Below are 24,981 nucleotides of genomic sequence, written 5' to 3'. Positions count from 1 at the left end.
GCGTTGCCTCACCAAAGAATGTTACCGCCGGGCTGAAGTCCTAAACCAAGAGGTGGAGGAAGGGGCCTGATCGCACCACACTTACGTGTGGCGCTGGCCCCTTGCCTCCACACCTCCATCCCCGGCCGCACATCCGCCAACGACAATCAAACGACATGTCGAAGTCTGATTGTCGTCGCTGTCGAAAACAGATCGTCGTTGACCATATCTCCCGAATACCTTGTCGATCTCATGCTGCTTTCGCTCGCGCCCTTTGGTTTAGCTTCAACCCCTTGCTCCCGCGGGCCTACTGCCCTGGATTGCTCTCGGTCTTCCGCTACACGCCCGGGCACTTGCTGAGGTGAAATGTGAGCGGACGTCCACGTCGGTCCAACCACGCTCATCTACCGTGTTTTCGGTAGACGCTAGTTCTTGATCAATGGACGCCACCTCCGTCGCCAAAAGATGGATGTCGCGAACATGGAGGACTGCCCGGGGCCGCGATTGTGTCTATGCCCGTCAAGCTCCTCCTCGCTTCGCTGCGGTCCAGCTTGACGGGCAGAACGGAGAGCGGCTGTGCCGGGCAGTCGAGGTGTGGCTACACTATTTTGCAAGGTCGCGGGATGCGAGGGATTGTGCTCGAAAAGCACTAGAATTAGTCCGCTACTTGAGAAAAGATCAACACGCGCGCCTTTCGAAAAGCTGCTCTATAGCCGCTTTCACTGAAGCGAAACTGTCTCGTTGAGCATACTTATCGAAGCCCGTCTTGCGGATTCCTCTTTTTTGCTCATGGCGGTTGAAATCACAAAGCGCAATTGCCTTCAGGCTAGATTGTTGATCGCGCACGCGCTGCAATAGGCTTCTCTCAATATGGTCAGGATCATCGACGTCTGCGATCAAGATGTCGAACCTCTGAAACTGCGCAATTTCAATGGCTTCCTGAGCGGATCGGGCAACTTGGATTTCGAAACCCAGCTGACGGAGCCGTGTCCCGAAATTATCTCCAGCAGAACCTTGAGCGTGCAGAAGAAGAATATAGCGGGGCATCTTATATTCCGACTGGCACCCTTGCCAAAGGGACGCTTCGCATCATGGCTGAATAAACTAACGAAAGTCTCTGCTTTGCCAATTCTGAATTCCTAGGGTGTTTCTCCATCTTTTCGTGTTGGCGTAAGAGACCGCAAGCAGGAGGCCCCTGCCTGTCCTCGTTCACCAACCTGTGGTATTCATCCAACCGATCACCTCGTCGATGTAGGTGTGCGGCAGCATGTGCCCGCTGTCGAAAAACCTCACCTGCTTGGCGTCGCCGGGAATCAACGCAATCATAGCTTCAGCGGCGGCGGGCGTGTAGTATTCGTCCTTGTTGGCCATGAGGAACAGCAAGGGCCGGCCAGCGAGCGCGCGGGCGTGGTTCTCGGGGGCGACGGAGGCGAGCCTTTGGCGGGCCGCGGCGAGCGGGCCGGTGGCTGGGCCGGCGAGCATGGGTGGAGCGACGCAGATGACGCCGCCAGCGAGGCGCGGCTCGACCGCAAGCAGGTTGATCGCCGTGACGCCGCCCATGCTGTAGCCGAAAATCATCCGGCGCTTGGGATCGATCTCAGGCCGGGTGGCGAGATAGTCGAGCGCGCGGCGGTAATCGATCACGGTGTGCACGATCAGGTCTCGGAAACGGAAGAGCCAACCGTTCTTGCCGACAAAATTCTGAGGATTGGCGAAATCACCGAGATGGCTGCGTTCGCCGAAGAAGCGCGCATCGAGCATGAAGACCGCATAACCGGCCTCGATCAAGCGGGGGGCGAGCGGGCCGGTGGGATTGTCGGGCCGCCACCACGAATCCTTGGTGCTGCCGACGCCGTGCAGCACAAGAATGCACGGGGGCGGGATCGCGGTATTTTTCGGCACGGCAAGCCAGCCGGCGATACGCTCGCCGGAATGGGCGGTAAAGGCGATCTTCTCGCGGACGAAAGCGGGCGTCTCGATTCGATCCACCACCTTTGCGTCGAGGGGAATCCCCTTGTCGTATTCGTAGAACGATTTCACGGCGGCGTAGGCGTCCGCGCTAAAGAGTTGAGCGGATGGCTGGTCCGGCGGGACGGAGCTGGGGGCATCGGACGCGTGCAGCGGGACGGAGCAAAGGAGAGCGAGTGAGCCAGAGCGAAACAACTTCATGGTTTTTTCAATTTGGGACAGCAGAAAAACATGGGGGCAAAAAAGCCTGCCGCTCGACTGTGGCGCCAGCGGCAGGCCTAGAAGCGGGGAGCGTCAGAAGGTGAAGGTGGCGCTCAGGCGGGCGTTGAAGGGACGGCCACGGATAAGCATATAGTCGATGTAGTCCTTATCCTCGAGATTCTCCATGGTGAGAACCCAGTTTACGTTGGTCTTGCCGATCTTCATGTCGTAGCCGAGGGAGGCGTCGATGCGCGACCAGGAGTCGGTCCAGATGCGGAAATTGGCCGGGTTACGGTTGCCACGCATCTTATCGGTGAAGAGGTAGCCGACGCCGATCCAAGCGCGTTTGAACGGACCCTTGTCCAAGGTGTATTTTGCCCACAGACGGTAGGAATTTCGCGGGGTGTCCGGCAATTCGGTGCCGACGCGGGCGGGGCGTTGATTGTCGGAGATGACCTCGGTGTCCATGTAGGAATAGGAGCCGACGAGTTGGAACTGATTGCTGGGAAAATACTGGAACTCCACCTCCACGCCCTTGGCCTGCTCTTCGCCGGAGAGTTCAAATGTGGTCGTGCCGGTCAGGCCGTTGAAGACCTGCACTTGGATATTTTCTCGAGTGGTGTCGAAGTAGGTGACGCTACCGGAGAATTTTTCGGCGGCGACTTTGATGCCGACGTCGTAGCTCTTGCCCTTTTCGGGAGTGTCGGGGAAACGCAGATTGGCGGAGGCCGACTCGGAAGTGTTGGCGAATAGGAAGGTCTTGGGGAGGATGCGGAGGGATGCGCCGAATTGCGGCTTGGTCACCTTGAAATCGCCGACATCGGCGGGGGTGGTGGCCAGCACCTGCTTGATATAGGTTTCGCTGGTGCCGTGGCCGACGCCGGCGAGCAGCGTCAGGCGATCGTTCCAAGCGGTGAGGGTGCCGAGCGCGTAGTAAACCTTGTCGAGTCGCGTTTCGCGGGTGGTGCCTGCGGACTGCGGCACGTAATCGCTGAGATTGCCGACGCTGTAGTTGCGGGCCGCGATGTTGAAGATGGGGAAATTTCTCTGCGGAAGATTATTGTTCACGAAGGTGGCGATGCGGGCGGCGGCATCCGTGCTGCTGGCGCCGACGACCGTCTTTAGCTTGCCGAACGGCAGATCGAAGCTGCCGGTGAAATCCACCTGCCAGGAGTCGATGGCGCGCTTATCGTCATCGATATTGCCGGTGACGACCACGGTGGACGCCATGGACAGGGGCACCTGGTTGGCGGGAATCTGCGCGCCCACGCGGCGGACCGCGTCGTAGTAGTGTTCGTCGCGGGCGGCGGCGGCGCGCATGGAAAAATGCTCGTTGAAGGTGTGGGTCAGTTCGACCGAGGTGGTGATCTGCTTTTGGTTGGCGTAGGTGTCGGGACCGGCGGTGTTGTAGGAGCGCTCAGGCAAGGCGAGCGTGCCGGTGTTGGGCTCGAAGGGCATGAGAATGAAGGCTTCGTGCTCCTTCAGGTCCTGAAAGCGCACCTCGGTGCGCAACTGGGTGCGCTTGAAGTTGAGCTGCAACTGGGCGTTGACGAATTTCTGGTCGCGCGATTCGAAGTCGCGGAAGCCGCCGGAGTCCTCGTAGGAGCCGATCACGCGGTAGAGGAGCTGCGCTTCGCCGAGCTTGGCCAGCGGACCGGTGACATCGATCGTGCCGCGGAAGAGGTCGAAGTCGCCCGCCTCGAGGCTGACGGAGGTGCGCTGTTTGTTGAGCGGCTTCTTGGTGATGATGTTGATGACACCGCCGGGATTACCGAAGCCGAAGAGGACGGTGGACGGACCTTTGAGGACTTCGATGCGCTCGATTTCCGCGGAGACGTTGCGGCCGCGTCCCTCGGAGAGGTCGGCGGCGTCGGAGAAATAATTGCGCCGGGCCGCGCGGGCCTGAAAGCCGCGGATCGTGAATTGATCGGAGTTGTTGGCGTTGCGACGAATGCCGGGCATGAAGCGGATCGCCTCGTTAATGTTTTCCATGCCCTTGTCCTTCATCAGCTCGGAGGTCATGATGCTGATGGCTAGGGGAGTGGACTCGAGCGGCAGGGCGATACGTGTGCCGCTCGCAGCATTGGTCGGCATGTATTTGTTATCTTTCGAGGCGCTCACCTCGAATGGAGAGAGTTCGAAGACTGTGTCGCTGGCGACACCTCCGTCCTTGGCTTGGACGGGGGTTGCGGTGTCGGGGGCGGATTCTTGTGCTCGAACGCTGGCGGTCAGCAACGTCGCGCAGACGAGAAAGATGAGACGTGTGTTGCGGTTTGGGTAGGTTTTCATGGGGGCAGGAGGTAGGTTACTTGGGTCGTTCGGCAAAAAGGGGGTGCGGGATCTTGAATGCACGCCTCACGGTGGCGTGCCGGTGGTGCCGTGAGCGGATGCGGCTGGGACAAAGGCGTCCTCGAATCCGCTGACGGAAAGAATCTGCGGGGTCGGCTGCTGGAGCGGGAGCGCGCCGTGGGTGGCGGCCTCCTTTTCCCAGAGGAGAATTAACTCCTGCAGCTTCTCCGGGCGCGCCGCGGCGAGGTCACGGGTCTCGAAAGGATCGGTGGCGAGATCGTAGAGTTCCCAGCGGTCGTCGGAGAAGGGTGTTGCCGGGCGGTGCATGGTGAGGGCGCGCCAGGAGCCGGCGGTGATGGCGCGGTTGCCGCGCAGCTCGAAGAACTGCACCGTGCGGACCGGGGCGGCATCGGCTGAGGCCAGCAGCGGCACGATTGACTTGCCGGCGACGGGAACGGCCGGTTCTCCGTCCACGGCGGCAGCGAAATGGGCGCCGGCGAACTCGGCGATGGTCGGCGCGAGATCGACGATATCCACCAATTGACCGCGCACCCCGCCCGCGTCCCGCGCTCCGCCCGGTGGCACGATGATCAACGGGCAGCGCACGCCACCGAGATGCGGCCAGAGCTTGTAGCGGCGATAGGGCGCGCTGCCGAGCGTGGCCCAGGCGCGTGGATAGAGCGCGAGGGTCTTGTCGGTGCCGAGTTCGTCCAGGTGGGCGTCCATTTCCGCCAGCGGTGTCGGGCCACCGTTATAGGGATGGCGGAAGCGGCCAGGTTTGGATTCGCTGGCGGCGCCATTGTCGGACAACACGACGATCAGCGTGTCTTTCGTCAGGCCGGTCTGCTCAAGGTGCGCGACGAGGCGGCCGATCTGCTCGTCGCCGTGCTCGAGAAATCCCGCGAAGGTGGCCATGAACCGCGCATAGACCCGGCGCTCCTGCTCGTTCAGCGCGTCCCACGCGGGGTCGCCGGGATCGAGCGCGGGGAGACGTGCATCCGCCGGCACAAGGCCGAGGCGTTGCAGGCGAGCGAAGCGTTCGGCGCGAAGCACATCCCAGCCCCGTTCGTAAACACCGGCATAACGATTGATGTAAGACGCCGGCACCTGGATCGGGGCGTGGGGAACACCCAATCCGAGATAGAGGAAGAAAGGTTTCTCGGGGCGCTCGCGACGTTGCGCATCGATGAGCCGAATGCCGCGATCGACCATATCCGTGGTGAAGTGATAGGCGGGATCAGCCGGGACCGGCAGCCGGGCGTTGCCCTCGTAGAGTTCGGGGTGGTATTGGTCGGTCCAGCCCATCTTGAAAAAGCACGCGTAGTCGAAGCCGCGCTGGAGCGGGAAGGAGGAGTTGCGACCGGGTGCGCCGTCTTCCCAGCTGGGAATCAGATGCCACTTGCCGAGCAGCCAAGTGGAATAACCCGCGCGCTGGAGCGCCTGCGGAAGCAGATCGACGTTGGCCGGGAGTTCACCGCAGGTGCTGTGTCGGGTGAAGCCAGCCGGCCGAGTGGTCGCTTTGGAAGGCAGGTCTGCCATTCCGAGAGCATGGGGCTCGACGCCTGTGAGCAGGGACGCGCGAGAAGGAGCGCAAATGGCCTTTGTGTCGAAGCGCGTGAAACGCAGACCGGTGGCGGCGAGCCGGTCGAGGTTTGGGGTGCGGATTTCGGAACCGTAACACCCGAGGTCGGAAAATCCCGCGTCGTCGAGGACAACCACTACGACGTTGGGCTGCTTTGCGGGAACCGCAGGGTCGGTCGCGAACAAAGCCGGGGCCAAGCTCGCCACGCCGGCGATCATTGCGGATTTCAGGCGAGGAATTCGGGAGGAATTCCCGCCCAATCCGCTAGGCGGCCGAAACGGAGTTTGCAGGGCTGGGGTGAGGCTCATGCCGAGATGGGGTGAGTTCGCCGTGGTGAACCACGACACGCAGTAGACTGGGTAAAAATAGTTCCAAGCAATGCCGCTGATACTAATATCGTAATAGCGACCGGAGCCGGGTGTATCCGGGCCCCGGCCCTCACTCACCTATTCGCCGCGGCGCGATCGAGGAATTGGTAGCGCTCGCGCTCCCCGTCGATCTCCGCGTGGGCCTGGCTCGCGAGGTGCATGACGGGAAACCCGCTTTCGGAAACATATTGCGGCCAGTGAGGCAGGCCGGGGCCGTCCGGGTCACCGCAACGCGCGAAATTGGTCCAGTAAGCCACCATCAGGGCGGAGACGGCACGGTGCGCGTCGGTCCAGTTATTCTTGATGTCGGCCAGAGCACCGAACACGAAGGGAATGTCCGCGGCGTGCGGGACGAGGCCGGTCGAGCCGGCGGGTGCATCGGGCGTCAGGGGCATGGGCTGATCGAAGCGATAGCGGTAAACCGGCGCGTGCCCGGTGCGCAGATGCGCCTCCATCCACCTCCAGGTGGACAGCGCGATGAAATCGGCGCCCGAGAGTTCGTGGGCTGCGAGCGCCGCCGAAGCGTCGTCGTTCGCCCCGAAAAGCCGCAGGAATTCCGGTGCTGCCGCCCCGAAACGGCCGACGGCATACCGCGTAAGTTCAGGGAGGGTCGCGACCGACAGTCCGGGCAAAGCGCGCCGCGCCCCTTCGTCCCGATTCCAGCCGGCGAGCAGCGGCACGGAGGCCTGCGAGCCGGCGCGATAAATTGCGGAACAATCTTCCGGCAGGACGGCGCCGTCGATCGTCGGTGAAAACCACCTCGCATGCGGACCGAGCGATGCGTTGAGGAGCGTGTCCGCCGGCACGGTGCGCAGATCCGAGAGCGCGTGCGTGTGGAACGCGGCGTCGGCGAAGGCAAGGTCGCGCTTTTCGGCTTCCTCCCGCCTTAACGCCCGCAAGGTTTCGCCAAAAAAGGCTCCGCTTTGTCCGATAGCCTTGTGAAACAGGCCGCGCGCGAGGGGCGAGGCCATGAGTGCCGAGACGGAGAAAGAGCCGGCCGATTCGCCGAAGAGCGTGACGTTGTCGGGGTCGCCCCCGAATGCGGCGATGTTGCGTCGCACCCACTCAAGGGCGGCGATCTGATCCATCAGACCGTAGTTGCCGGAGGCGTCGTGTGGAGACTCCGCCGCCAGCTCCGGGTGGGTGAAGAACCCGAAGATGCCGAGCCGGTAATTCATGCTGACCACCACGACCCCGCGCTGCGCGAGATAGCGGCCATCCTGCCGCGGTTCCGAACCGGCCCCGGCGACGAAACCGCCGCCGTGGATCCAAACCATCACAGGCAATTTCGGGGCATCGGGCCGCGCCGGAGCCCAGACATTGAGATAGAGGCAGTCTTCACTCGCCCCCTCGTCGCGAAGGCCCATGTCGCCATACGGCTGGCCCTGCATCGCGTGTGGGCCGAAACGATTGGCCTTGAGCACACCGGTCCAAGGCTGCTTGGCGCGGGGTTCCCGCCAGCGCCATGACCCCGTAGGCGGCTCCGCGTAGGGGATGCCGAGGAACATCCGAACGGCGCCGTCCGAGACGAGAGATCCCTCGACCGCGCCCTCGGAAATTTCCAGCCGTGGCGGCGGTGCGGTCTGCATCGCCGGAGAAGGAGGCACACTCGCGAAAAGCAGACCGAAAATAGCGCTGGAGAGCAGGCTCATGCCGAAAGAGCAGCGGAACAATGCTTCGTGGAGGAAGCCCGCACCGAACGCTATGCGCCGTCCGGTGCGGACCACGGCAATGGCCGTTCCCCAAGGATGAACCGATTTTTTCCGATTACGTGCTAGAACGAGAACGTCGCGGAGGCCTTCAGATTGAACGGCCGGCCGCGCACGAACATGTAATCGATGTAGTCCTTATCGAGGAGATTCTCCGCGTTGAGGACGTAATCGACGCGCGCCTTACCCATTTTCGTCGTATAACCGAGGCTGGCGTCGAAACGCTGCCAGCCATCGACGTGGACCTTATAGCGCACGGGGTTGCGGTTGCCGATCATTTGGCTCGTGTAGAGATAGCCGGCGCCGACCCAAACCTTGTCCAAGGCACCGCCATTGAACGTGTATTTGCTCCACAGGCGCACGGCGTTGCGGGGCACGTCGGGCAGCGTGGTGCCGACGCGGCCGGGGCGCTGCGCATCGGACACGACGCGCGAGTTTGTCCAGGCATAGGTGCCGACAATCTGGAGCTGCTTGGTGGGGAAGTATTGGAAGTCGGATTCGACGCCTTCGGCCATCTCCTCGCCGGAGAGTTCGAAGCTCGTCAGACCGGTGGTGGTGTTGAAGATCTGGACCTGAATGTTAGAGCGCGTGGTATGGAAGTAGGCGACGCTACCGGCGAACTTGTCCTGATTGAACTTGAAGCCGATGTCGTAGCTCTTGCCTTCCTCGGGGGTCGCCGGGAAGCGCACGTTCGGCGCGGCGGATTCCGACATGTTCGCGAACATGAACAGGCCCTTCCTTAGTTCATAAGAGGCGCCGAATTGCGGCTTGGTGACCTTGAAATGCCCGACGGTCACTGTGGGAGGCGTCTTGCGGATGAGCGTATTGTTGGTATCGCTTTCACCTCGACCGACCGCCGCGAGCAGGGTCAGGCGGTCATTGAATGCTTGGACGGTCGTGAGCGCGTAGTAGACGCGATCCATATTGTTATCGCGGAAATCGTTCGCTCCGGGAATGTAGTCGGCCGGGTTGCCGAGCGTGTAGTTGCGCGTCGCCTGGTTGAGCGTGAACACCGGCAGATTCGTGTTGTTCTTGCCTTCGATGCGGGAGAGCGAGTGGGTGCCGTTGGCGCCAGCCACGAGCTTGAGCTTGGCGGCGGAGAAATCCCAGTTGCCGGTGAGGTCCATTTGCCAGGCCTTGATCTGCCGCTTGTTGTCGTCCATCGCCCCTACGACGTTGACGCCCGTGTGGTCGGGGATCAGGGCTTCGCCGATGCGGCGCAGCGAGTTGAAATAGAACTCGTGATCGGTGGCGGCGGCGCGGAAGTGCAGGTGCGAGGAGAAGCTGTGGGTGAACTCGTAGTTCGTGGACAGCTGCTTCAGATGGGCGAAGTCGCCGAGCGGCCCGCTCACGTTGTAGCTGATTTCGGGAATGATGATGGTGCCGTCCGCGATGTCGTAGGGCATGAGCGTGAACGCCTCATGCTCCCAAATGTCGTGATAGCGGAAACGCACGCGGAGGCTCGTTGTGTTGCGATAGTTCAGCTGGAGCTGGCCGCTCACGAATTCGCTCTTGGAGTCCTCAAAATCACGAAAGCCTTCAGCGCTTTCCTTGACGGTGATCAGGCGATAGAGGAGTTCCCAATCGCCCTTCTTGGCGATCGGCCCCGTGGCATCGAGTGCGATGCGCTTCTGGTCCCAGCTACCGAGGGTGGCGGTCACCGAATAGGCCTCCTTCGACTGAGGCCGCTTCGTGATCATGTTCAGCACGCCGCCGGGATTGCCGAAGCCGAAGAGCACCGAGGTCGGTCCCTTAATCAGCTCAACGCGTTCCATCTCGGCCATCTCATAGCGGGAACGGCCCTCATTCAGGTCGCCGGCATCGTAGAAATCGTCCACGCGCGGAGCCCGCGCCTGGAAGCCGCGGATCTTGAACTGATCAGAGTTGTTCGCGTTGCGGCGCACGCCGGGCATGAAGCGCAGAGCCTCGTTCACCGAAGGCGTGCCCTTGTCCTTGAGCAGGTCGGCTGTGACGACGCTGATCGTCAGCGGAGTGGACTCGAGCGGCAGCGCGATGCGCGTGCCGGACGCGGAATTCGTCGCCATGTAGCTGTTGGTGGCAGATGCTTGGACTACGAAGGGCGAAAGCTCGACGACCTTGTCGTTTGCGTCCTGGGTCTCTTGCGTGGGTTTATCGGCGGCGCTTGGGACATCCTGCGCCATGGCGATGCGAGCGGCGCAAAGCGCGGCCAGCAACGGATACATGCATCGAATGTGTCTCATCTTCATGCGGGGTTTGGGTGATAGGGTTGCCGCTTGGCCGCCAGCGTGGGGGTAGAGCGGTACAGGACGTATTGCGCGGCCGACGCGCGAATCCAACCCCCTCGTGACTTATCCCGAAAAAGTAATCAGCGCCCCTCGACTGCGAAATCGATCCTCCACGCCCACTGCTCGCCCGGCTGCAACTCGATCAGGCCGGCGCGGCGGTTCAGCGAATCGGTGAGACCGACCCACGGTTCCGGGCTGAAATAGCCGCTCGCCGGCGAACCCCACAGATTGAAAAGAATGCACTGGCCCGCGGGGAGGCGCTCCGCCTGGTGCGTCACCACGATGGCCAATCCCGTCGGGTCGGCGAGTCGCACCCACGGGTCGCCCTCGTAGCCGGCCAGCCCGAGTGGCGGCAGGAACGAGCGTTCGGCCAGCCGGCTGGGCTTCGACAGGTCCAGCGGGCGCGCCTCTCCCGTCGGCAGCGTATTGGCGTCCTTCGGCAATTCGAACCGCGAAGGCGTCTGCAGCGTCGTCTCGCCTGGCGCGGAGCCAGGCACCAGCGGCAGGCGGAACGTGACGTGGTTACCGATGGAAAAAAACATCGTCGCATCGTTCTCGCGTGCCGCCGCGATCCGGTGCGTGAGCGTCAAGCGGCCTTCCGCCAGCCGGTAGACGATGCGGAAACTGAAACCGAACGGGTATTGCCGGCGGGTCGCGGCGTCGTCGGTCAGCTCAACCTCGACCGCAGCGCCGTCCGCGTCGGCCCGTGTCCCGATCACCTGCCATGCCTGCTTCCGCGCAAAGCCGTGGATCGGCAGATCGTAGCGGCGCCCGGCAAAATCGTAGGAACACAATTCCGCATTCGGGTCGGGCGGCTGGGTGCGCGAGAAATTGCGCCCGACCGCGGGCCAGAGCAAAGGCGCCTTGCCCCTCCAACCGGTCGCTTCGCGATAGTCCCTGGCTCGGTAGAGCAGTTCGAGCCATTCTCCGCGAAGTTGGACGCGCAGACTCGATAATTCTCCCCCTTGTCGCGGCGCGATCGCCGCCTCCATTCCCGCAACTTCGTCGCGGAGCACGATCAGCGTCACCCCCGCCTCTTCCACCGTCGTGGCGGAATAGCGTTCAGCGCCAGTCGCGGTTGCAACGAAGAACAGCGCGACGCAGAGGCCAAGCCACCGCGGAATCGGCCAACGGGAAAACGAAGCGAGCGTCATGGGAGAAGAGGTTGAGAGCCGCAGCGACCACGGTGGGGAGCGGTGTTGCGAACAACGGGAGCGAACCGGATGGCCTCACGCTGTTCAATCGGAACGGGACTTGTCGCGAAAAAGCGCCGTCTGCCGGGCGCGAGACGGCGGTCACGCCGGCTTTATCGGTCGACGGACCGAATCACCCTCCACCCACTCGCCCCGCACCAGCGTGAGCATCGGGCGCTCCGGAATGCCGCGCTGGCCGCGGTGCAGTTGGCCGACGAGCAGATCGACCGCCGCGGCGCCGACCTGCCGCCACTTTTCGTCGATACAGGCGCAGCGTTCCTCCGGCTGGATGTTCGCCAAGCGCACGATGCCGATATCCGCAGGGGCGGACAACCCCAGTTCGCGCAACCAGGCGCGGATCGGCTGCGGGCCGCCGCAAAGCACGGCGTCGGGCCGGAAGCGCCGCAGCCACTTGCCTAAGCGTTCCCGCGCCCCTTGGCTGGGCAACGACAGAATCGCGGCGGAATCCACGCGCCCCAGCTCCAGCCCGTAGGCGTAGAACGCCGCCTTCCAGTTCCGGCGCACGCGCTGACTCATCTGCTCGTCCAGCACGAGGCCGATATTGGCGTAGCCGCGGCTCCGCAACTCGGACAGCGCGATCAGCACCGAGTCGAAATGCGCGGTGACAACGCGGTGCACCAGCGGCGACTCGAGCGTGTAGCCGATAGCGATGGCCGAAAAACGATCGAACGGATACTTGAGCGCCTGTGGGGTGGGCAGCGGAAAGACGAGCACCCCTTCGATGTTACGCGCCTGCAGCACCGACGTCAGCCGCCGCAGGCTCATGCCGGGGCTGCCGGCCCAGAATTCCTCCAGGGAATATCCCAGCTCGCGCGCCCGCGCCTGCGCGCCGCGCCACTGTTCCTGCCACGTCGGGTTTTGTTCGAACGCCGCCCGATCCGACCAGAACGTGAGCGCCCCCAGCTCCGCCTTGATCGCCATCGGCTTTCGCGCGCGGACCTGCGCCATGAGTGCCGAGATCGCCGCATGCCGGCGATAGCCGAGACGCCGCGCCACAGTGAAGATCCGTTGTCGCGTCGCCGCCGGGATACTTGGGTCGCGGCGGAAAGCCAACGAAACCGCCGCCTGACTCACTCCGGCGGCGCGGCCGACATCCGACATGGTGACAGGCAGGATCTTGGCCATGATGCCTAGGCCCGTTGAAGGCGCCGCACCAGCAGCCAGCCACCGCAACCGCCCGCCGCCAGCAGCCCCACTCCCTGCGCAACCTTCCCCCAGGTGAGCGCCACGCCGCCGAGCAGCACGCACCCGCACACCGCGAGGCCCAGCACGTAAAGCAGCATATCGCGCGCGAAGCGGTCCGTCACGCGCACCTCTGGGCATCGCGCCGCCACCGGACCCCAGAACCCGTAGGGCCGGATACGCCGGTAGAACGTCTCCAACTTCTCCATCGGTTCGGGCGGGGTGAGCAGCATGACCACCAGCCAGATGACGGTCGTCGCGGCGATGGTCAAAATGAAAGACACCGCAAAGTGATCGTCCGCCGTGCCGCCGCCGAAACGCGCCGCCAGCCAGTCCACCGGGTCGCGCCCCTCCCCGAAAATGCGATCCCCCTGCTCGAACAGCAGCGCGACCGGCAGCGCCGCCAGTTGCGCCGCCGCCTCCGCCCAGCCGTTCACGCGCCACCAGAACCACCGCAACAGCATCAGCAGACCCGCCGCGCTCACGACCTTGTAGTAAAGCTGCACGAGGCTGAGAATGTGGTCGTTTGCCATCGCCACGGCAACCCCGGCCGCGGCGAACACCACCATCGTCCCGCGGATGATCCACAGATAATGTCGATCCGGCGCCGCCGGGCGGAAGTAGGGACGGTAGAAATCGTTCACGAATACCGCTCCGCTCGTGTGCATGGCCGTGCTCGCCGTGCCCATGAACGCCATGACGAGGCTGCCGAACATAAAGCCCCGCAACCCCTCCGGCACATAACGCAGAATCAGCTCCGCATACGCCAGTTCATGCTCCGGCGCGGAGCCGGCGAGCAGCACCAGCGAGCACAGCCCGCACAGATGCCAAGGCCAGCAGCGCACGAAGTAGTGGTTCACGATCCGCCACACGCCGGCCAGCGCGCTCTGCCGCTCGTCGCGCACCGCGAGGAAACGCTGGTTGATACTGTTCACCCCCGCCGCCGTCGCCAGCGGCTGGAACACGAAGAACACCAGCGCCGACAATCCCCACGCCGGTGCCAGCTCCCGCTGCGCCGCCAACCCCAGCCGTTCCAGCCCCTCGCTCAGCCCCGCGTGGTAGCCCGTCGCGCGGTAAACAAAGAACATCAGCGCATACGAGCACGCCAGCGTGATCAGAAACTCCGTCACGTCGCCCGCCACCACGCCAAACAACCCCGCCACCACCGAATACGAAGCCGCCAGCGCCAGCGCGGCGAGCGCGACCAGCAGGCCCGGGGCGAAATCGACTCCCCACAAACTCACCGGCTGATGGAGCCCGAGAAATACCTCCGACAGCTTCACCACCGCCACCAGCCCGAGCGCGATCCCGAATGTGCTTTCCACAAACGTGCCCAGCACCATCGCGCAGCCCCGCCCGGCAGCGGCGCCCCGCCCCGCGTAGCGCAACTCGTAGAACTCGACGACGGTCGTCAGTCCCGACCGCCGCCACAGCCGCGAAAACACCAGCGCGCCGAACAACTGCCCGACAATCTGCGACCAGTAATACCACGCGCCCGTCAGCCCGTCGCGGCGGATTTTGCCCGAGTGGTGCAGCGGACTGTCCGCGTTCGACGCCCCCGCCACCATTGCCGTCCCCGCCTGCCACCACGAAAATTTCCGATCGCCCAGCACGAAATCCTGCACCGAACGCCCCCCCCGCCGGGAAAAAATGAATCCCGCCGCGAGCATCGCCCCGAGAGGCGCGAGCGCAAACAGAAGATCGAGAGGAGTCATGGGCGGGTGCAGGGCGCACCGCGCAACCGCGCGTGCGGCGCGATACCGCCGCTTCCCTCGCGGTCCCGCAACTGGAAACTCGCCAGCGTGGTCACCGCGCAATCAACCGCGATAGAAAGAAGATTGCCCGGCCGGGCGATTGCGCGCACGCGTGAGCTGCTCCGCCCATGATCGGACCGCGCGTCCCAGTCTCCGAACATCGCACCGCGCACTTGTTGCGAGCCCTCCTCGCGCTTGCGGCACCGGGTGCGCTGCTCCTGCTCGGCACCGTGGCTTGCGCCCCGCGGGGCACGTCAGCTTCCGGCCCGCCCGCGGTCGCCGCGGCCCAGACCTCCGCGTCCTGCCGCGAATGCCACGCCGAGATATTCCAAACGTGGTCGGGCACCGATCATGCGCTCGCCAACCGCCCCGTCGATCCGGCGCGCGACCGCGAGGCCTTCGCCGCGCACCCGCGCGCCACCGCGGGCGGCTCCGATTTCGCGCTCGCCTGGACCGAGAGCGGTCCACGCCTGACCGAACTGCGCGCCGGCGAGCCGTCCGTCACTTACACTGCGCAGTTCATCCTCGGCGCCAAGCCTCTCTGGCAGCCGCTGATCGCGGCCCCGGGCGGCCGCTGGCAGCCGACCGACCTCGCCTACGATGTGCACCGCCGGGAGTGGTTCAACGTCTTCGGCGAGGAGCACCGCCGCCCCGGCGAGTGGGGCCACTGGACCGGCCGCGGCATGAATTGGAATTCAATGTGCGCGCCCTGCCACATGACCGGCTACCGCAAAAACTACGACCCGGCGGCCGACCGCTACGCCTCCACTTGGATCGAGCACGGCGTCGGCTGCATCCAGTGCCATGGCGCGATGCCCGCCACCCACGGCGACCCGCGAGCTCCGCAACCCTCCACGCCGCCCGCACCGTTCCACGGCGACCGCCAGCGCATGGCCGAGGCCTGCGCGACCTGTCACGGCCGCCACGAACCGTTGACCGAAAATTTCACGCCCGGCGAACGCTACGCCGACCATTTTCGCCTCACGCTGCCGGTGGACGCCGGCACTTTTTATCCCGACGGGCAGCAGCGCGACGAGGATTTCAACTGGACCTCGGTCCAGCTCAGCCGCATGGGCCACGCGGGCGTCACCTGTCTGGACTGCCACGACCCGCACACCACGCGCACAATCCTTCCCGCCGCGGACAACCAGCTCTGCCTGCAATGCCATGCCGCGCCAGGCCGCCTGCTCCCGGGCGGCGTGCGCGCCGTGCCGATCGATCCGTCCGCCCACTCGCGCCACCAGCCGGGCAGCGCGGGCAATTCCTGCGTCGCCTGCCACATGCCGACGAAAAACTACATGCAGCGCGCCCCCGGCACGACCACGGCTGGCTCTCGCCCGATCCGCTCCTGACCCGGGAACTCGGCATCCCCAACGCCTGCTCCTCCTGCCATGCCGAACGCGGGCTGGACTGGGCCGTGGCCAAGGCCGATGAGTGGTTCGGCTCCCGCGTCCGCGAGCGCCAGCGGCTCCGGGCTCGCGCCGTCGCCGCCGCGCAAAGCGACGCGCCCGGCGCCGCCGCGCTCCTGCTCGCTGCCTGGCAACGCGAGGACATTCCTGCCTGGCGCGCCACCTTGCTCACGCTGCTCCCACGCACGCGGGACGCCGCCTTCGGCCGCGACGTGGCCGCCGCCTCGCTCAGCGCCGCCGATCCGCTCGAGCGCGCCGCCGCCGCGCGCTATTTCTTCGGTGCCCCCGACGCGGCCGAGCGGCTCGGTCCGCTGCTGACCGATCCGGTCCGCAGCGTGCGCCTCGAAGCCGCGTGGGCACTCTCGCCCACCCTGCCCGCCGCCTCGCCCGCGCGGCGCGAGCTGGATGACTACCTCGCGCTCACGCTCGACCAGCCCGCCGGCCGCGTGCGCCGCGCGCAGGATTGGGCCAACCGCGGCCGCCTCGCCGAGGCCGCCGCCGAGCTGCGCCGCGCCACGGAGTGGGATCCGTTTTCCCCGGGCATCCGCCAATCCCTCGGCCTCGTGCTCGCCGCCGACGGCAAGATCGCCGACGCCGCGCAGGAACTCGACCGCGCGTTCGCGCTCGCGCCCGACGACGCCCTCTCGCGCTCCAAGCCGCGCTCGCCCACGCCGAAGCCGGGCAGCTCGACGCGGCGGAGGCGCTGCGCCAGGCGGAACGCGCCGAGCCGCGCACGGCGGACTACCCGCACGCGCTCGCCAGCGTGCTCCAGCGCCTCGGCGACCGCGAAGGCGCCCGCGCCGCCGCCGCCCGCGCGGCCTCGCTGGCAAACGAGCCCTGAGCACCGCCCTGGCATCGCGCTCGCTCGAGCGGAAAATAGTCGAAACGCTTTACTTCCCCTGCCCGCCCGGGCGCGGCCGGGCAGCCAGTGCGCGCGGGGCAACGCCATGATCTCGGCCGGAGCGCGGCCCGACTGGAGCAGCGCCGCCATGGTGGTCATCGCAGGGTCGATATGGTGGAAAAATTTCTTGTAGCCGGCGCAGAGGTAGTTGAGGCCGGGCTCGCCCTGCGGCGTGCGGAGGAAGCGGTGCTTGGGGCATTCGCCGTGGCAGGCAAAGCGCACGGGGCACTCGCGGCAGTAGCGGGGCAGCGTGGCGGACTTGGCCAGGCCGAACTCGCGCTGGCGGGCCGAGGCGGCCAGGTCGCCCAGCCGGTCGTTGAGCAGGTTGCCAAGACGGTAGGCGGGATAGACGTAGTGGTCGCAGCTGTAGAGGTCGCCGTTGTGCTCAAGGGCCAGGCCGTGCCCGCAGTTCTCGTTGAACACGCAGATGCCGGCGGGCTCGCCGCACCAGTTGGCGAGGGCGGCGTCGAACTGCTGCACGAAGACCCGGCCGACATCGTGCAGCACCCATTCGTCGAAAATGGCGCCGAGAAACTCGCCGTAGTCGGCGGGGCGCACGCTCCACGGGGTGACCTGTCCGTCCAGATCGGCCGCCCCGGCGTGGTCGGGCGGCGGAGCGAGCCAGAGGCCGTCGTCGCCGGTCTCCCCGCGGGCCGCTCGACGATGGGGATGAACTGGAGGTAGCGCGAACCGATCGACTTGAGAAAACGGTAAACCTCGTGCGGTTGCGTCGAGTTCTTCCGGTGAACGGTCGTGAGGGTGTTGAACTCGACGCGGTGGCGGCGGAGCACGTCGAGTCCGGCGAGCACGCGGTCGAAGGTGGGCTGGCGGCCCTTGTCCACGCGGTAGGCGTCGTGCAGATGGCGCGGGCCGTCGATGCTCAGGCCGACGAGAAAATTCTCCGCGGCGAGGAACGCGCCCCATTCGTCGTCGAGCAGGGTGCCGTTGGTCTGGAGGGCGTTCTCGATGCGCTTGCCGCCCGCGTAGCGGCGCTGGAGCGCGACGGCCTCGCGGAAGAAGCCCACGCCGAGCAGCGTGGGCTCGCCGCCCTGCCAGGCAAAGCTGACGGTGGGGCCCGGCTGCGCGGCGATATAGTCGCGCACGTAGCGTTCGAGGGTCGCGGGCGACATGCGGGGATTGGACGCGCCCGGGTAGAGGCGCGCCTTCTCCAGGTAATAGCAGTAGTCGCAATCGAGGTTGCAGAGCGACCCGATGGGCTTGGTCATCACGCCGAAGGCGGGGCGGGAATCGGCGCGGGTGGAATCGGGCGGCATGGGTGAGAGGATACGATGCGCGTCCGCGCGTGCGCGGCAATCCGCATCGCGCGGCGGCGGCGTCATTGCGCCCCGGCGGGCGCGGGCGGAGTGTCGTAGAAGAGCCGGATTTCGGGCTGCCCGGCGCCGAGCAGGGCCTGCGCCCGCTGGAGAGCGCGCTTGGTGCTCACCGTGGGATTTTCCTCGGCAACGAAGACGTTCTCCTCGCCCAGCTCGGCGAGCGCGCCGCTCGCGCGGAGCACGCGCATCGCCGGCGGCATCACGCCGCTGAGCAGGAGGTGCCGGCCCGTGCCATGCAGGTATTCCCGCAGTTGCACCAGGGACAGCACCGTGCTCGCGTCGATCAGGCGCGCATTCTTCAGGCGCAAAATCACGACCCGCACGCGCTCTTCCGCCGCCAGTTGGCGGACCTGGTCGTGGAACGGATCGGCCGCGCCAAAGAAGAGATCGCCCTCCACGTGCACGATGGAGATTTGGGGTGGCACCTCGGCGCGGGCCGGCGCGGCCCGAAGCGCGCCGGCGTCGTCCACCGCGTATTCGACCAGCGACGGCTCGCTCGCCTTTTGCAGGAACAGCCCGACGGAAAGCCCCACCCCAACGCGGCGTCCCGCCCGGAACTAATACGGTAAAAGTGGGGCGGCGGTTGTCTTGCGCTCCGGAGCCGATTGGGCTGGGGGACGCTGTTCTTCGGATTGCGCGCGGGGTAAATTTTCCGCGCGCCAACCCTGACTTCCCCCCGAGTTATGACTCCTCTCCTTCGCCGCTTCCGCCTCCCGTTCGTTGCCAGTTCCACCCGCGCCTCCCTCGCCCTGCTCGTCATCATGTTCGTCTTGGCGACCGCCATCGTCTCCGCGCAGGAGAAAGCGCCGCGACCCAACATTCTCTGGCTGCTCATCGAGGACAGTTCGCCCAACTTCGTCGGGCCCTACGGCGATCCGCTCGCGCGCACGCCGACGGCCGACCGGCTGGCAAAGGACGGCATCGTGTTCGACCGCTGCTACTCCGCGCCGGTGTGCGCGCCCTCGCGCAACTCCCTCGCGACCGGCCGCTACGCCTCGAGCATGGGCACCCAGCACATGCGCAGCACGCGCCCGCTGCCGGCCGGCGTGAAGATGTTCACGCAGTATCTCCGCGAGGCGGGCTACTACTGCACCAACAACGTCAAGACCGACTACAACACCTCAAGCGACTGGTCCGCGGCCCTCGACGAAGTGAGCGCCAAGGCCGATTGGCGTGGTCGCAAGCCGGGGCAGCCGTTCTTCGCCATCTTCACTTTCATGCAGAGCCACGAGGAGTATCTGCAGACCCGCCAGCCCCTCAACACCGACCCGGCCAAGGTGCATGTGCCGGGCTATCTACCCGACACCGCCGTGGTGCGGGCCGACGTGGCCCAGTATTACGACTTGGTCGAGTCGGCCGATGCCGCCGCCGGCGCCGTGCTCGCTCGGCTCGAGGCGGACGGCCTGATGGAGGACACGATCATTTTCTACGCAGCGGACAACGGCGGTGTCGTCGCCGGCAGCAAACGCTTCCTCAATGAGAACGGAACCCGCGTGCCCTTCATCGTGCGCCTCCCGAAGAAATACGCCCACCTCGCGCCCGCCGCCGCGGGCGGGCGGAACGGGGAGCTGGTCAACTTTGTCGATTTCGGTCCGACGGTCTTCAGCCTGCTCGGCATTGAGCCCCCCGCGCAATTCCAGGGCCGCGCCTTCGCCGGTCCCGCGCGCGCGCCCGCCCCCGAGTTCGCCTTCATGTTCCGTGACCGCATGGACGAGCGCTACGACATGATCCGCGCCGTTTCTGACGGACGCTACCGCTACATTCGCAACTATTATCCCGACCGACCGCTGGGCCAGCGCATCGATTTTCTCTGGAAGATGGCGTCGATGCAGGAATGGGAAACCCACTACCGCTCGGGCAATCTGAACGCCGCGCAGCGCCGTTTCTTCGAACCGAAAGCCGTGGAGGAACTCTACGACTTGGAGCGCGATCCGGATAACATCCACAATCTCGCCGCCGATCCCGCGCAGGCGGAACGACTGGCGCGCCTCCGCGCCGCGCTCCATGCGCACCAGCTCGCCATCCGCGACACCGGGTTCATGCTCGAGCCGATGATGGTCGCGCAGGCCGGAACCGGCTCTCCGGCCGCAGTGGCCGCCGATGATTCGCGCTATCCGCTCGCGCGCCTGATTTCCCTGGTCGATGGCCTTCAGCTCGGCGCCGGCCCCGATGCGCTCGCGCTTCGCGCCGCAGCCGCCAAGGACCCGCTGCCGATCGTCCGCTACTGGGCCGCCGCCGCCGCGCTGGACCGTCTCGACACTCCCGCTCCCGACATCGCCCCCTGCTGCACGACGCCGATGCCACCGTGCGCGTCGCCGCCGCCGAGGCGATCCTGCGGCGCGGCAGCGATCCGACCGCCTTGCAGGTGATTGAGGATGCCATCGTCCAGACCGAGGAACGCGAGCTGCGTTTGTTCGCGTTGAACGCGCTGGACCGCTCCGGTTTGCCAACCCCGAAAATCCTCCGTCCGCAGCTGGGCCAGCTCGCCGCGTCGGACGACTTCACTGGCTTCGACTACTATCTCGCCCGAGCCGCCCGCCCGTTGCTCGCCCGTTGAACGGATGAATTCCCCCGGAGTCAGAAAAATCCTCCTCACGCGCGAGGAGCTGTATGCCCGAGTCTGGTCGGTGCCCTTGCTCCAGCTTGCCCGCGAATTCGGCATTTCCGATGTGGCGCTCGGCCGCATGTGCCGCCGGCGCAACATTCCCTGTCCTCCTCCTGGCTACTGGGCCAAGCGCCGGGCGGGCCGGCCGCCGCCGCGGCCGCTGCTGCCACCGCCGGAGGGCAAGATCGGACGGCCGGCGTTGTTCACCGTCTCACCGAGTGGCGCCACCGCTTCGGAGCCCCTTCCAGCGGCCAAACCCGAGATAGCCGGGTTTTCCCTCGAACAGATGTTCGTGGCCGCCTCCGAATGGGACCGGTGGGATCGCGTGCGCCGCTATCTCGATGCCTGCGAGCAGCAATGGCTGAGCGAAGGCGCATTGAGCCCACCCCGCCGCATCTGGCTCGCTAGGGCCCGGCACGAACTCGGCCGCATGCCGAGCGGCCTAGCGACGGCGACTGCGACATTCGCCAACACGCCCACGCTTGGTCAGCGACCCAAATGGGCGACGGCAAGCGCCTGAACCACCTCCGAAAACCTTCTCGCGACCCCACTATCCTCATGGCCACTGCCCCCGCCCCCTCGCTGTCGCTTGGCGCCACGCCTCGCGCGCCAATTCCCCACCAAGCGTTTGCCCTCTCCGTGCTCACGTCGCTGTTTTTCATGTGGGGATTCATCACCTGCCTGAACGACATCCTCATTCCGCACCTGAAGTCCGTCTTCACCCTCACTTATACGCAGGTGATGCTGATTCAGTTCAGCTTTTTCACCGCCTACGCAGTCGCGTCGCTACCCTCGGGCTGGCTGGTGGAGCGGGTCGGCTACCAGCGCGGCATGGTCACGGGCCTGCTGACAGCCGGGCTCGGCTGCCTGCTCTTCTACCCGGCGGCGGGCTACCAATCCTACCCGATGTTCCTGGGCGCGCTGTTCATCCTCGCGTGCGGCATCACGCTGCTGCAGGTCGCCGCCAATCCCTACGTGGCAATCCTCGGCGCCCCGGAGACCGCCTCCAGCCGCCTGATCCTCACGCAGGCTTTCAACTCCCTTGGCACGACGGTCGCGCCCGTGGTCGGCTCGATGCTGATCCTCGGCGCCGCGGTGAAGAGCCCGGCGGAGCTGGCAGCCCTATCGTCGGCGGAACTCGCCGCCTACCGCTCGGCCGAGGCGAGCGCGGTGCAGGTTCCCTACGTCGGCCTGGCGGTGGTGCTCATGCTGATCGCCGCGGTTTTCGCGATCATCAGGCTGCCGCGTATCGAGGGTGCCGAGGCCGCGGCCGGCCGCGGCTCGGCGGCCGATGTGACGCCGAGCGCCTGGTCGCACCGTCATCTGGTGCTTGGGGCGGTCGCGATTTTCCTCTACGTGGGCGGCGAAGTCTCCATCGGCTCATTCTTGGTCAATTTCCTCGGCCAGCCGGAGATCGCTGGTCTGAGCGAAGCCAGTGCCGGAAAGATGGTCGCCCTTTATTGGGGCGGTGCGATGGTCGGCCGCTTCGCAGGATCCTACCTGACGCGTGTCTTCCCTCCGGGCCGTTGCCTAGCGTTCAATGCCGTCGTCGCGGTCGTTCTGGTTGTCTTCACGATGCTGGCGGGCGGAGCGGCCGCCATGTGGGCTATCCTCGCGGTGGGGCTCTTCAACTCGATCATGTTCCCGACGATATTCACCTTGGCGATCGACGGACTCGGCCGGCACACCGGGCAGGGCTCGGGCATCCTTTGCACGGCAATCGTCGGCGGCGCGCTCGTGCCGCTCCTGCAGGGCTACTTCGCCGACCGGATTGGCATCCAGCACGCCTTCTTCATCCCCGTGCTCTGCTATGCCTACATCGCGTTCTACGGTCTGAAGGGCTGCCGGCATTCGCTCCGCGCCGCCTGATCTTTTCCGCTCCGTCTCCGAGGCTCCGGCGAGTGCGAGTGCTGGTGCTGCCGGGTCGCGAAACCGATCTATCCCATGAAAACGCTACCCCTCGGGTGCTCCGCACCCCTCCGCTCCGTGGACACGCTTGCCGTCGTCCGCCGAGGTTTGGCACTCGCCGCCAGCCTCCTCGTCACCCTCGCGGTTCAAGCCAGCGTGCCGGCACTTGAGACCGTGTCCGCCACCTCAGTCACCTATAATGCAGCGCCGGGCCTGACCATCCCGCGCACGACCGAATACCTGCTCGATAACGCCGCCGTCGGCGATGGGTTGACCAAAGTGCGCGTGCTTCTGCCCGTCGGCTACGAAGCCGGGCAGAATTACCCGGTCGTCTATCTGCTGCACGGATTCTCCGGCAGCGAGACCACCTGGTCGAACATGAACGCGGTCAATGATCTCAACGACACGCTGGAGACCAGCACGCGTAATGCAAATATCGTGTTCGTGATGCCGGACGGGGACAACGATTTCTATTCCGACTGGTATGAGCCCAACGCCGGCGGGACGATGCGCAATTGGGAGACCTATCACATCCAGCAACTCATCCCGTGGGTCGAAGCGAACTTCAAGGTCCGCCGCGATCGCGGCGGGCGGGCCATCAGCGGCCTCTCAATGGGCGGCTTCGGTTGCACGACCTATGCCTCGAGGCATCCCGACCTTTTTGCCGGCGTGTTCTCGATCTCCGGCGCGGTGAACAACATCCCGCTGGCCGCGGTGGGTGCCATTCCCGACGGCCTCATCGCATATGCCAACCTGCCGGCGGTGCTGGACATCGACCCCGCTCAGATCTGGGGGCCGTTCCTTTCGCAGGCGGTCCTCTGGCACGGGCGCAATCCGTTCACCCTGATGAACAATCTCCGGCCCTTAACGGTGTGGTATGCGACCGGCCTCGGACTCGGCAACGACATGCCGGGAGACAACCCCACCACGCGCGCCATGGAAGCCGCGGTCGGAGCGCTCAACTACGAGTTCAACCTCAAGATGCTCGCGCTCAATATCCCCCACACCTTCCACGTGAATCCGCTAGGGACGCACTCCGGCTACTATTTTCTCCAGTGGTTCAAGCAAGCGCTGCCGGTCATGGAACAAACCTTCGCCGCCAACGCGGGCACCCCCGCGAGCTTCGACTACCAGGCGATCGAGTCGAGCTTCGACATATTCGGCTGGAACATCGCCACCCAGCGCGACGTCGTGGAATTCCTCTACCTCACCGATGTCTCCCGCGATGGCCTCACGCTCAAAGGCAGTGGCGTCGTCGCGGTGACGACCCCGCCCGCCTACAGCCCCAATAGTCTGCATTGGGTGTCGGCCCCCCCTCAGCTGGGTATCGACGTCTGGCCCAACTGGCCCCGCGCCGACGCCCAAGGCCGCCTCCACTTCAACGTGAAACTGGGCCAGTCGCACGATGCCCAGCAGTTTACCGCCGGTGCTGTCCCGGTGGACGATTGGAAGAAAACGCGCGTGAATATCAACTGATCCGCACTCTGGGCGCAAGACGGGCTACCCAACTTCGCGGCGGCGTCACTGGATCATCGACCCGGGGCGCCGCCGCTTGCTTTTCTCCGGGCACGAAGGCGGTCACCGCCGTCGCCACCGGTCGATAGATTGCACGAAGACCAACCGCAGCGTCTCCGAGCCGGGGTTCTCGTTGCCGAAACCACCATTGGAAATATGCCCGAAGCTCAAGCCGATCTGGCATCCGCCCGTCAGGTGCCTCGCTAATTCCACATTCGAATAGAATTCCAGGGTGGACCCGAGATCGCGTGGACTATGCTGACGATCATAGTAACCAGGTCCGGAACTGAGTGTCAGTCGCCACCGGCGCGGCAGCTCCCACCGGTAGAGCAGTCCGCCGCCAAGGTAATAAGCACCATCCTCCACGCCGTGCGCCGCGAGGTAGGGATGGACCCCGCGCCAATTTTTTCCGAAGCGATACTCGAGGCCGCCAGCCGCCAAGGGTCGGCCGGACAGGAGCCGCGCGGCACCGACGGATAGAACCACTTCGTCGTCACCTTCCCTTGGCGCGCAGGCCCCACACGTCGCAACGAGCGTCCCCAGCGCCAGACACGCGATCGGTCGCATCCGCGAAAGCCATTGGAACGGGATAATGCCGTGCCATCCCGGCCGGAAATCCGCCCAGCTCCACCGCCGCGGGAATTTATTCTTTGGATTCATGGACCGGAGACTGGCTTAGAACGAGTAAGATCCGGTGAGATATCCGATCCGAGCCGCATGCCATCACGTGCCCGCGCATGCCAAGACAATCAGCCCAGCGCGCACGGCCACTGGGGCCAGCGCGGGGGCAAAGCAG

The 24,981-nt window shown here is 65.4% G+C and carries 18 protein-coding genes and 2 pseudogenes; 7 read left to right on the top strand and 13 right to left on the bottom strand.

What is annotated here, in order from left to right; genetic code table 11:
- Window positions 1-657: 657 nt before the first annotated feature.
- The 9 genes from ACMYLB_RS06555 to ACMYLB_RS06515 form a co-directional block, all read right to left on the bottom strand.
- On the bottom strand, window positions 658-1,026 hold the full coding sequence (locus ACMYLB_RS06555) for a hypothetical protein (RefSeq protein WP_415910146.1): 369 nt from the start codon (window positions 1,024-1,026) through the stop codon (window positions 658-660).
- Between the two features lie 162 nt (window positions 1,027-1,188).
- The gene (locus ACMYLB_RS06550) at window positions 1,189-2,019 is read right to left on the bottom strand and encodes an alpha/beta hydrolase (protein WP_415910145.1); all 831 of its coding nucleotides are present in this window, start codon (window positions 2,017-2,019) and stop codon (window positions 1,189-1,191) included.
- Between the two features lie 222 nt (window positions 2,020-2,241).
- Complete coding sequence (locus ACMYLB_RS06545; RefSeq protein ID WP_415910144.1) at window positions 2,242-4,437, bottom strand: TonB-dependent siderophore receptor; 2,196 nt, start codon at window positions 4,435-4,437, stop codon at window positions 2,242-2,244.
- Between the two features lie 66 nt (window positions 4,438-4,503).
- Window positions 4,504-6,237 carry an arylsulfatase gene (locus ACMYLB_RS06540; RefSeq protein WP_415910143.1) on the bottom strand — a complete coding sequence of 578 codons (1,734 nt, stop codon included), beginning with the start codon at window positions 6,235-6,237 and terminating at the stop codon, window positions 4,504-4,506.
- Window positions 6,238-6,461: 224 nt separating this feature from the next.
- The gene (locus tag ACMYLB_RS06535) at window positions 6,462-8,039 is read right to left on the bottom strand and encodes a carboxylesterase/lipase family protein (protein ID WP_415910142.1); all 1,578 of its coding nucleotides are present in this window, start codon (window positions 8,037-8,039) and stop codon (window positions 6,462-6,464) included.
- A 122-nt stretch (window positions 8,040-8,161) separates the two neighbouring features.
- Window positions 8,162-10,300 (bottom strand): TonB-dependent siderophore receptor, encoded by a 2,139-nt coding sequence (locus ACMYLB_RS06530; protein WP_415910141.1) that lies wholly within the window; start codon window positions 10,298-10,300, stop codon window positions 8,162-8,164.
- Between the two features lie 143 nt (window positions 10,301-10,443).
- Window positions 10,444-11,517: an aldose 1-epimerase gene (locus ACMYLB_RS06525; RefSeq protein WP_415910140.1), complete on the bottom strand. Its 1,074-nt coding sequence runs from the start codon at window positions 11,515-11,517 to the stop codon at window positions 10,444-10,446.
- A 141-nt stretch (window positions 11,518-11,658) separates the two neighbouring features.
- On the bottom strand, window positions 11,659-12,702 hold the full coding sequence (locus ACMYLB_RS06520; RefSeq protein ID WP_415910139.1) for a LacI family DNA-binding transcriptional regulator: 1,044 nt from the start codon (window positions 12,700-12,702) through the stop codon (window positions 11,659-11,661).
- A 5-nt stretch (window positions 12,703-12,707) separates the two neighbouring features.
- Window positions 12,708-14,474, bottom strand: coding sequence for a sodium:solute symporter family transporter (locus ACMYLB_RS06515; protein WP_415910138.1), 1,767 nt, complete (start codon window positions 14,472-14,474; stop codon window positions 12,708-12,710).
- Window positions 14,475-14,686: 212 nt separating this feature from the next.
- On the opposite strand from ACMYLB_RS06515, the gene ACMYLB_RS06510 reads away from it, so the two are divergent.
- Window positions 14,687-15,865 carry a cytochrome c3 family protein gene (locus tag ACMYLB_RS06510; RefSeq protein ID WP_415910137.1) on the top strand — a complete coding sequence of 393 codons (1,179 nt, stop codon included), beginning with the start codon at window positions 14,687-14,689 and terminating at the stop codon, window positions 15,863-15,865.
- 65 nt (window positions 15,866-15,930) lie between these two features.
- Window positions 15,931-16,956, top strand: a complete 1,026-nt coding sequence (locus tag ACMYLB_RS06505) for a hypothetical protein (protein WP_415910136.1) — start codon at window positions 15,931-15,933, stop codon at window positions 16,954-16,956.
- A 65-nt stretch (window positions 16,957-17,021) separates the two neighbouring features.
- On the opposite strand, the pseudogene ACMYLB_RS06500 reads toward ACMYLB_RS06505, so the two are convergent.
- The 3 genes and pseudogenes from ACMYLB_RS06500 to ACMYLB_RS06490 form a co-directional block, all read right to left on the bottom strand.
- Window positions 17,022-17,246 (bottom strand): annotated as a pseudogene (locus ACMYLB_RS06500) (SPASM domain-containing protein); the annotation flags it as partial.
- A 338-nt stretch (window positions 17,247-17,584) separates the two neighbouring features.
- Window positions 17,585-18,049 (bottom strand): annotated as a pseudogene (locus ACMYLB_RS06495) (radical SAM protein); the annotation flags it as partial.
- Between the two features lie 110 nt (window positions 18,050-18,159).
- Window positions 18,160-18,690: an STAS domain-containing protein gene (locus tag ACMYLB_RS06490; protein WP_415910135.1), complete on the bottom strand. Its 531-nt coding sequence runs from the start codon at window positions 18,688-18,690 to the stop codon at window positions 18,160-18,162.
- Window positions 18,691-18,840: 150 nt separating this feature from the next.
- Here ACMYLB_RS06490 and ACMYLB_RS06485 point away from each other — a divergent pair, with 150 nt between their 5' ends.
- From ACMYLB_RS06485 to ACMYLB_RS06465, 5 genes are all read left to right on the top strand, one after another.
- A complete protein-coding gene (locus tag ACMYLB_RS06485) occupies window positions 18,841-20,526 on the top strand; it encodes a sulfatase (RefSeq protein WP_415910134.1) in 1,686 nt (561 codons plus the stop codon).
- Window positions 20,463-20,714, top strand: coding sequence for a hypothetical protein (locus tag ACMYLB_RS06480; RefSeq protein ID WP_415910133.1), 252 nt, complete (start codon window positions 20,463-20,465; stop codon window positions 20,712-20,714). The genes ACMYLB_RS06485 and ACMYLB_RS06480 overlap by 64 nt, the downstream gene beginning before the upstream one ends.
- Before the next feature lie 4 nt (window positions 20,715-20,718).
- Window positions 20,719-21,282: a hypothetical protein gene (locus tag ACMYLB_RS06475; RefSeq protein ID WP_415910132.1), complete on the top strand. Its 564-nt coding sequence runs from the start codon at window positions 20,719-20,721 to the stop codon at window positions 21,280-21,282.
- A gap of 38 nt (window positions 21,283-21,320) precedes the next feature.
- Window positions 21,321-22,631, top strand: a complete 1,311-nt coding sequence (locus ACMYLB_RS06470) for a sugar MFS transporter (protein ID WP_415910131.1) — start codon at window positions 21,321-21,323, stop codon at window positions 22,629-22,631.
- A gap of 117 nt (window positions 22,632-22,748) precedes the next feature.
- Window positions 22,749-24,146, top strand: coding sequence for an alpha/beta hydrolase (locus ACMYLB_RS06465; protein WP_415910130.1), 1,398 nt, complete (start codon window positions 22,749-22,751; stop codon window positions 24,144-24,146).
- A 102-nt stretch (window positions 24,147-24,248) separates the two neighbouring features.
- Here the strand turns inward: ACMYLB_RS06465 and ACMYLB_RS06460 are convergent, their stop codons facing one another.
- Window positions 24,249-24,845, bottom strand: coding sequence for an acyloxyacyl hydrolase (locus tag ACMYLB_RS06460; RefSeq protein ID WP_415910129.1), 597 nt, complete (start codon window positions 24,843-24,845; stop codon window positions 24,249-24,251).
- Between the last annotated feature and the right edge of the window lie 136 nt (window positions 24,846-24,981).

The sequence above is a fragment of the Oleiharenicola sp. Vm1 genome (assembly GCF_047777955.1).
Taxonomy (GTDB): Bacteria; Verrucomicrobiota; Verrucomicrobiia; order Opitutales; family Opitutaceae; genus Didemnitutus.
This window is presented reverse-complemented; position numbering and strand designations above follow the sequence as displayed.

Excerpts from the sequence above, each read along its gene's own strand:
- ACMYLB_RS06535 (WP_415910142.1), bottom strand. The coding sequence starts at position 8,039 with ATGAGCCTGCTCTCCAGCGCTATTTTCGGTCTGCTTTTCGCGAGTGTG.
- ACMYLB_RS06475 (WP_415910132.1), top strand. The coding sequence starts at position 20,719 with ATGAATTCCCCCGGAGTCAGAAAAATCCTCCTCACGCGCGAGGAGCTG.
- ACMYLB_RS06460 (WP_415910129.1), bottom strand. The coding sequence starts at position 24,845 with ATGAATCCAAAGAATAAATTCCCGCGGCGGTGGAGCTGGGCGGATTTC.
- ACMYLB_RS06545 (WP_415910144.1), bottom strand. The coding sequence starts at position 4,437 with ATGAAAACCTACCCAAACCGCAACACACGTCTCATCTTTCTCGTCTGC.
- ACMYLB_RS06540 (WP_415910143.1), bottom strand. The coding sequence starts at position 6,237 with ATGATCGCCGGCGTGGCGAGCTTGGCCCCGGCTTTGTTCGCGACCGAC.
- ACMYLB_RS06515 (WP_415910138.1), bottom strand. The coding sequence starts at position 14,474 with ATGACTCCTCTCGATCTTCTGTTTGCGCTCGCGCCTCTCGGGGCGATG.
- ACMYLB_RS06470 (WP_415910131.1), top strand. The coding sequence starts at position 21,321 with ATGGCCACTGCCCCCGCCCCCTCGCTGTCGCTTGGCGCCACGCCTCGC.
- ACMYLB_RS06520 (WP_415910139.1), bottom strand. The coding sequence starts at position 12,702 with ATGGCCAAGATCCTGCCTGTCACCATGTCGGATGTCGGCCGCGCCGCC.
- ACMYLB_RS06525 (WP_415910140.1), bottom strand. The coding sequence starts at position 11,517 with ATGACGCTCGCTTCGTTTTCCCGTTGGCCGATTCCGCGGTGGCTTGGC.
- ACMYLB_RS06530 (WP_415910141.1), bottom strand. The coding sequence starts at position 10,300 with ATGTATCCGTTGCTGGCCGCGCTTTGCGCCGCTCGCATCGCCATGGCG.
- ACMYLB_RS06555 (WP_415910146.1), bottom strand. The coding sequence starts at position 1,026 with ATGCCCCGCTATATTCTTCTTCTGCACGCTCAAGGTTCTGCTGGAGAT.
- ACMYLB_RS06485 (WP_415910134.1), top strand. The coding sequence starts at position 18,841 with ATGACTCCTCTCCTTCGCCGCTTCCGCCTCCCGTTCGTTGCCAGTTCC.